We start from the raw sequence: 7,107 nt of genomic DNA on the forward strand, positions 1-7,107 counted from the left end.
GTAGCCGCGCTGGGCCGCCTTCATCCAGTCGTCCTGGGAGATGATGTCCGCCGACCAGCGAAAGCGCTCTCCATGATAGTCGACACCGAGCGAGCCCACGCCGTTGCGCGCCGACTGCCGATCGATCGTGGTGTTGCCGCCGTCGATCCCGCCGTTGAAGCGAACGCCCCATTCCTTCCGTTCGCCATAGCGGCGTGCGAGGTCCAGCTCCGTTCCAAAACGTCCATCCGAGATGTAGCCGGCGGTCAGGCGCGTGATGTCTTCCGCCGCCCGCTTCGTCACGACATTGACCGTGCCACCGATGCTGCCTTGCGGAGCCATTCCGTTGAGAAAGGCGCCCGGCCCCTTGAGCAGCTCAATGCGCTCGATGGGAGCCGGATTGATGCGGTAGGCCGGAACGAGGCCGTAGAGTCCGTTCAAGGCGATTTCGCTGTTCTCGACCCGGAAGCCGCGGATGGTCAGCGCGTCGTAGCGGTTGCTGCTGCCGATCGCAGCACGTACCGACGGATCGGAATTGGTCAGCACTTCCGCAACGCTGGTTGCCTGCTGATCGCGGATCGTCTTCTCGGTGTAGCTCGTCAGACTGTACGGGGTCTCCATGTAGTCCTTGTTGCCGAGCAGGCCGAGTTGCCCGCCGCGCGCGACCTGGCCACCGATATAGGGCACGGGCAACGCCGCCTGCTGCGCGCCGGCCGTCGGCGCGGCCGCAGCCTGCGGCGCGTGCTCGCGCCTGCTCACCTGACGCGATGCCGATGGGCGCACTGAGCGCGACGACGTCGGCCTCCGAACCGGCGTGGCTCGATGCTGCGCGGTGACGACGACTGGAGGCAGCGGCGCAACGCTGCTCGCGGGTGACTGCTCAGGCGACTGGGCGAGCGAAGGGACCGCGGAAAGGAGGAGAGACGCGCACGCGAATTGAAATGCGCGTGGAGCGTTTGAACTGACGAGCATGAGGTCCCCGGATTCTTCGTGGCTTCGCCTCGAACGTCATCAGGGTTCGAGCGCGACCACCGGGGCATAAGCAGCATGCGTTGTGAGGCCAACTAGAACGCATCTAAGCAACGGGGATAACACCTGCTGCATGAAGCGACATCGATGCGGCAGATTCCGCGTTTCGATGATTCTTTCGCTGAATCGGCGTTTGCGCGCATGCGGCTTGCTTCTAATCGCCACCTTCGAGGTTAGAGGGATTCTTGATGCGAGCGTCGTCGCGCTCTGCGCGATACATCCAATCGTCGCGGTGAATTGTCGCAGACCGCGGATGCCGGCGGGCGGAGCGATCGACAACGACGACCGATGGATCCACCGGCATGCGTCCCCTCGCCCGCCAGGGCGAAGGGACACGCAGCCCGGCGATCAGACGCCGGCCATCATCACGTATTTGATCTCGACATACTCATCCATGCCGTGGCGCGAGCCTTCGCGGCCGAGGCCCGATTCCTTGACGCCGCCGAACGGCGCCACTTCGGTCGTGATCAGGCCGGAGTTGACGCCGACCATGCCCGACTCCAGGGCCTCGGCGACGCGCCAGACGCGGCCGATGTCACGCGAATAGAAGTATGAGGCGAGGCCGAACGGCGAGGCGTTGCACATCGCGATCACGTCGGCCTCGTCCTTGAAGCGGATCACCGGCGCGAGCGGGCCGAAGGTTTCCTCGTGCGAGACCAGCGCGTCCGGCCGCACATCCGACAGCACCGTCGGCTCGAAGAAGCTGCGGCCGAGCGACGAGCGCTTGCCGCCGGTCACGATCTTGGCGCCGCCCTTCACGGCGTCGGCGATGTGCCGCTCGACCTTCTCGATCGCTTCCATGTTGATCAGCGGCCCCTGCGTCACGCCAGCTTCCGTACCGTCGCCGATCTTCATCTCCGCGACCTTCTTCGACAGCTTCGTGACGAACGCGTCGTAGATCTTGTCCTGGGCATAGAGACGGTTGGCGCAGACGCAGGTCTGGCCCATGTTGCGATACTTCGAGACGATGGCGCCTTCGACCGCGGCATCGATGTTGGCATCGTCGAACACCACGAACGGCGCGTTGCCGCCGAGCTCGAGGCCGAGCTTCTTCACGCCGACCGACGCCTGCCGGTACAGGATCTTGCCGACCTCGGTCGAGCCGGTGAAGCCGACGAAGCGCACCGCCGGATGCTCGCACAGCACCTTGCCGATCGGCGGCGCATCACCGGTGATGATGTTGAACACGCCCTTCGGCACGCCGGCCTTCTCGGCCAGCGCAACGAGCGCGAGCGCCGACAGCGGCGTCTCGTTGGCGGGCTTCAGCACCACGGTGCAACCGGCCGCCAGCGCCGGCGAGACCTTGCGGGTGATCATCGAGTTCGGGAAATTCCACGGGGTGATGGCGCCGCAGACACCGATCGGCTGCCGGATCGCGAGCAGGCGCGCGTCCGGACGCTGCGTCGGGATCGTCTCGCCATAGACGCGACGCGCCTCTTCCGCGAAGAATTCGACATAGGCGGCGCCGATATCGACCTCGCCGAGCGCTTCCGCCAGCGGCTTGCCCTGCTCGGAGGTCAGGATCAGCGCGAGGTCCTCGCGGTTGGCGATGATCAGATCGAACCATTTGCGCAAGATGTTGGAGCGCTGTTTCGCGGTCAGCTTGGCCCAGGCCGGAAACGCGCGCTCGGCGGCCTCGACGGCCTTGGTCGCGTCATCGGCGCTCAGCTGCGGGATCTTGATCAGCTCGACGCCGGTCGCCGGATTGTTGACGGCGAATTCGGGGGTGCCGACCCAGGCGCCATCGATATAGCAGCGGTCGCGCAGCAGCGAGGGGTCCTTCAGGCGGCTTTGCAGGGAGGATACTGCGGATTGGGTGGCGCGTGCGGCAACGGGCGGGGTCATGGCGTTACTCCTGTCATTTCTGGAATTTCTTGGGGGTGTTCGCCGCCTATATAAGCGGAAAGCCGCTGCGATGCACCGGCGCCGGGCGCGACCCTGCTTGGACGCAAACGCGGCGCGATTGTTGGAGGGTTGTCATTCCGGGGCGGCTCTAAGAGCCGAACCCGGAATCTCGAGATTCTCGGTGCGCAGTTGCGCACCTGAGGGTTCGATGCTGCGCATCGCCCCGGAATGACGGCTCTGATCAGACCGCCCCGCCAGACATATAGGTTTCACGACGGCCGATCATGCGCTCGGCCGCGGCCTTGGCGTCCGCCTTGGTCGAGGTCGCGCAGGTCCGGTATTCGAGGTCGGCCTGCGTCCGCGCATCGCGGCGGCCGAACCAGGATTTGGCGCCGGACCGCAGCAGCGCCAGCGCCTGCGCGACATTCTCGACGGCCTCGAACGAGTGCAGCGCGCCGGTACCTGCGTAGCGGACTTCGTAGAGACCTGGGCTGATCGGCGCCTCGATATTCTCGCCGCGGCCCGGCCGCGGATAGCGCTTCCATTCACTCCATGTCGAAATCATTGCTGCGCCCCCGCAAGGCGGGAAATGACGAATCTTTTCGTCAAATCCGGTCCAATCCGCCGCACCGTTTGTGCAGCGATCTGAATGCGTTAATGCAAATAATCAGGTACGAAAATCATTCCTTGATCACGTTACCGTGGCCGCTTGCGGAGGTCACCGGGACTTGCGCGGCGTCCCCTGCAAAATCTGCGCGCGTGGTGAACGCCTCCCGACCAAGGCCGTTCCTAGCGGCCCGGCCTTCACGACATCGCGACATCGTCGCCTCGCGCCCGCCTTGCGGGAGCGGAAAAGCGGGAGGATGATCCGCCCACTTCAAAACAATAAACCCCACCGGAGGAAGCCCCCAATGCAGAGCAAGGCCCAGATCGATCAGGTATTGCGCCAGAAGAGCGAGGCAAAGGAAATTCCCGGCGTGGTCGCCATCGCGGCCACCGGCAAGGATGTGATCTACGAAGGCGCGTTCGGCAAGCGCGACCTCTCCAAGAGCGATCCCATGACGGCGGACAGCGTGTTCTGGATCGCCTCGATGACCAAGGCGGTGACCTCGGCGGGCGCGATGCAGCTCGTCGAGCAGGGCAAGCTGTCGCTCGATGAGCCGATCGGCAAGCTGTTGCCCGATCTCGCCGCGGTGCAGGTGCTCGACGGCTTCGACGCCAAGGGCGAGCCGCAGCTGCGGCCGGCGAAAAAGCCGATCACGCTGCGCCAGCTCATGACCCACACCGCCGGCTTCGCCTACGACATGTGGGACAGCAACCTCGGCAAGTATCTGGAAAAGACCGGCACGCCCGGTATCATCACCTGCCTGAATGCCGCGTTGAAGACGCCGATCATGACCGATCCCGGCACGCGCTGGGAGTACGGCACCAATATCGACTTCGTCGGCAAGGCCGTGGAGGCCGCATCCGGCAAGAAGCTCGATGCCTATCTGCGCGACAACATGTTCGCACCGCTCGGCATGAGCGACACCGCGTTCAAGATCTCCGACGACATGCGCAAGCGGCTGGTCGGCATGCATGCCCGCGGCGAGGACGGCACGCTGGCGGCAATCCCGTTCGAGCTCGAGCAGAATCCTGAATTCCACATGGGTGGCGGCGGCCTGTATTCGACCGCGGCCGACTACATCAAGTTCTGCCAGATGATCCTCAACAAGGGCAAAGGCAACGGCAATCAGGTGCTGAAGGCCGAGACGGTCGCGACCATGGGGCAGAATCACATCGGCGAGCTCACCGTCGGCAAGATGACGACGGCCTTGCCGATGTACACCAACGATGTCGATCTCTATCCCGACATCGTCAAGAAGTGGGGACTGAGCTTCCTCATCAACACCGCCAAGACGCCGGAAGGCCGCAGCGCCGGCAGCCTCGCCTGGGCGGGCCTTGCCAACACCTATTACTGGATCGATCCGTCGCGCGACGTCTGCGGCGTGATCCTGACCCAGCTGTTGCCGTTCGCCGACAAGCACAGCCTGGAAGCCTTCGCGGGCTTCGAGAAGGGCATCTATGCCGGGCTCGACGCCGGCAGCGGGCAGAGGGCGGCGTAAGGTAGAGCGAGGTCAGGCGACATCGGTCCAACAGCGCACTCGCTGCACCTCTCCCGCTCGCGGGGGAGGTCGCATCGCATCGAAAGATGCGATGCGGGTGGGGGCTCTCTCCAATGAGGGAGTGCGACTCGCGGCGACACCCCCACCCCAACCCTCCCCCGCAAGCGGGAGAGGGAGCACAGCTACTTCAGGGCCCCGATCACGCCTAACGTCATCATAGTCAGGTTCCCATCGCCGGCCGCGGAAATCCCTCCCCTCACGGGGAGGGATTTTTCGTACCGGCCATAGGTCGGGCCTGTCTTGCCGACGCCAAACGACTAAGATCGCGCAAAAAAGCGCGGCGACGCGAACACGACCACGACCACGAGGAGGACGATCTTGGCACCCACACCCAAGGGAGACAGCAAGGCAGACAGCTATGTCTGCGGCATTTCCGATATGCCGCTGCTCGGTGAAACCATCGGCCGCAGCCTCGACCGTGCACGGGCGCGCTGGGGCGAGCGCGAGGCGATGGTCTCGCCGAGCCACAACGTGCGCTGGACCTGGAACGAATTCGCCTATCACGTCGAGGCCTTGGCGGCGGGCTTTCTCGCGCTCGGGCTGCAACGCGGCGAGCGGATCGGCATCTGGTCGCTGAACCGGCCGGAATGGACGCTGACGCAATTCGCCGCCGCGAAAGCCGGACTGATCCTCGTCACCATCAATCCGGCCTATCGCCTCAGCGAGCTGGAATTCGCGCTCGGCAAGGTCGGCTGCGCCGCGATCGTGACAGCAACCGCGTTCAAGACCTCGGCCTATATGGAGATGCTGAACACGCTGCTGCCCGAGCTTGCGAGCTCCGAGCCAGGCCATCTGCGCTCGGCGCGGCTGCCGCAATTGCGCGCCGTGATCCAGATCGGCGGACCGGCGGCGCCGGGCACCATTCCGTTCGATGCGGTATCGCAGATGGGCGGCGAGCGCCATCGCGAGCAGCTTGCGGCGCTCGGCGACAGCCTGCAATTCGACGATCCCGTCAACATCCAGTTCACCAGCGGCACCACCGGCTCGCCGAAGGGCGTGACGCTGACCCATCACAACATCCTCAACAACGGCTACTTCACCGGCCGCGCCATGCGCCTGACCGAACAGGACCGCATCTGCATTCCGGTGCCGCTCTATCACTGCTTCGGCATGGTGATGGGCAACCTCGCCTCGGTCACGCTCGGCACCACCATGGTCTATCCCGGCGAAGGCTTTGATCCGCTGGCGACGCTGACGACGGTCGCGCAGGAGAGATGCACGACGCTGTACGGCGTGCCGACCATGTTCATCGCCGAGCTCGACCATCCCGACTTCGCGCGCTTCGACTTGTCCTCGCTGCGCACCGGCATCATGGCCGGGGCGCCCTGCCCGATCGAGGTGATGAAGCGCGTCAACACCGAGATGAACATGCGCGAGGTGACGATCGCGTACGGCATGACCGAGACCAGCCCGGTGAGTTTCCAGAGCGCAACCGACGATCCCCTGGAGCGCCGCGTCTCGACCGTCGGCCGCATCCATCCGCATGTCGAGGTCAAGGTGGTCGATCTCGACGGCAAGGTGGTGCCGCGCGGCGAACGCGGCGAGCTCTGCACCCGCGGCTACAGCATCATGCTCGGCTATTGGGACGAGAAGGAAAAGACCTCAGACGTGCTCGACGCCAATGGCTGGATGCACACCGGCGACCTCGCCGTGATCGACGACGAGGGCTACTGCAACATCGTCGGCCGCATCAAGGACATGGTGATCCGTGGCGGCGAGAATTTGTATCCGCGCGAGATCGAGGAATTCCTCTATCGCCATCCGAAGATTCAGGACGTGCAGATCTTCGGCGTCGCCGACGAGCGCTATGGCGAGGAGCTGTGCGCCTGGGTCAGGATCAGGCAGGGCGAAACGCTCACCGCCGACGAGGTCCGCGCCTTCTGCCATGGCCAGATCGCCCACAACAAGATCCCGCGCTACGTCGAATTCGTCGACGAATTCCCGATGACGGTGACCGGCAAGATCCAGAAATTCGTGATGCGCGATGCGGTGGAGCAGCGGCTGGGATTGAAGGCGGCGAAGACGGCGTGATGCCGTTCTTCTCCCTCTCCCGCTTGCGGGGGAGGGCCGCTGTCTCTTATACACATCT

5 protein-coding genes are annotated in these 7,107 nt (G+C 64.6%); 2 read left to right on the plus strand and 3 right to left on the minus strand.

All coding sequences use genetic code 11. The annotated features are described in order from the left end of the window. From PMN64_RS40960 to PMN64_RS40970, 3 genes are all read right to left on the minus strand, one after another. Nucleotides 1-738, minus strand: a 738-nt coding sequence (locus tag PMN64_RS40960; RefSeq protein WP_411784859.1) for a TonB-dependent receptor plug domain-containing protein, incomplete at its 3' end; no start/stop codon positions are given. A 618-nt stretch (nt 739-1,356) separates the two neighbouring features. Beyond that, nucleotides 1,357-2,853, minus strand: a complete 1,497-nt coding sequence (locus PMN64_RS40965) for an NAD-dependent succinate-semialdehyde dehydrogenase (protein WP_411784860.1) — start codon at nt 2,851-2,853, stop codon at nt 1,357-1,359. A gap of 241 nt (nt 2,854-3,094) precedes the next feature. Further along, on the minus strand, nt 3,095-3,418 hold the full coding sequence (locus PMN64_RS40970) for a hypothetical protein (protein WP_028344328.1): 324 nt from the start codon (nt 3,416-3,418) through the stop codon (nt 3,095-3,097). A gap of 346 nt (nt 3,419-3,764) precedes the next feature. On the opposite strand from PMN64_RS40970, the gene PMN64_RS40975 reads away from it, so the two are divergent. Together PMN64_RS40975 and PMN64_RS40980 are read left to right on the plus strand one after the other, a co-directional pair. Next, nucleotides 3,765-4,958: a serine hydrolase domain-containing protein gene (locus PMN64_RS40975; RefSeq protein WP_411784861.1), complete on the plus strand. Its 1,194-nt coding sequence runs from the start codon at nt 3,765-3,767 to the stop codon at nt 4,956-4,958. A 378-nt stretch (nt 4,959-5,336) separates the two neighbouring features. Then, nucleotides 5,337-7,049, plus strand: coding sequence for an AMP-binding protein (locus tag PMN64_RS40980; protein ID WP_411784863.1), 1,713 nt, complete (start codon nt 5,337-5,339; stop codon nt 7,047-7,049). Nucleotides 7,050-7,107 lie beyond the last annotated feature (58 nt).

Origin of the sequence: Bradyrhizobium sp. UFLA01-814 (assembly GCF_046718885.1) — a bacterium.
Classification (GTDB): domain Bacteria; phylum Pseudomonadota; class Alphaproteobacteria; order Rhizobiales; family Xanthobacteraceae; genus Bradyrhizobium; species Bradyrhizobium elkanii.